The sequence below is a fragment of the Labrys sedimenti genome, from assembly GCF_034424805.1.
Taxonomy (GTDB): Bacteria; Pseudomonadota; Alphaproteobacteria; order Rhizobiales; family Labraceae; genus Labrys; species Labrys sedimenti.
The window spans coordinates 2,769-3,196 of record NZ_JAXOUF010000056.1 but is presented as its reverse complement, the minus strand read 5'-3'; the positions used below and the strand labels follow the sequence as shown (position 1 = coordinate 3,196).

Annotated in this window: 1 protein-coding gene; it reads right to left on the bottom strand. The window is 59.8% G+C overall.

Annotated features, from left to right (window positions below; genetic code table 11):
* Positions 1-416, bottom strand: a 416-nt coding sequence (locus U1R88_RS35255) for a zonular occludens toxin domain-containing protein (RefSeq protein WP_322435525.1), incomplete at its 3' end; no start/stop codon positions are given.
* Positions 417-428 lie beyond the last annotated feature (12 nt).

Sequence of the window (428 nt, the reverse complement as noted above, 5' to 3'; positions counted from 1 at the left end):
TGCCAACGGCTGATCAGCTTGCCCTTGTGGGGACGGTTGTAGTGAATGTGCTCGTTGCACAGCTTGCGCATGTGCGCGTCAATGAACGTCGGGTCCTGGGTGATCACGTGGAGCTCGTGACCGTTGTGACGCATGGTCTCCAGGCGCGAAGCGTACTCGGGGACCTTGGTGCCCTGAGCACGCACGCCAAACCACGTCTGGCCTTCGTCGATCACGATCAGGCAGTTTTTCGGCAGATCGAACCATGCCTTGGGATCATCGAAGGGGACCCACTGACCCTTGAGCTTGTCCACCTTTAGCTCGCGGATGTTGTGGAAGTACACCGGGCGGCCGGTGGTGGCGGACTTCTCGTCCAGCTCCTTGATGGTGTTCAGGGTCTTACTGTGGCCCTGCAGGCCGGTGCGCAGCACGAACATAGTCAGTTCCCT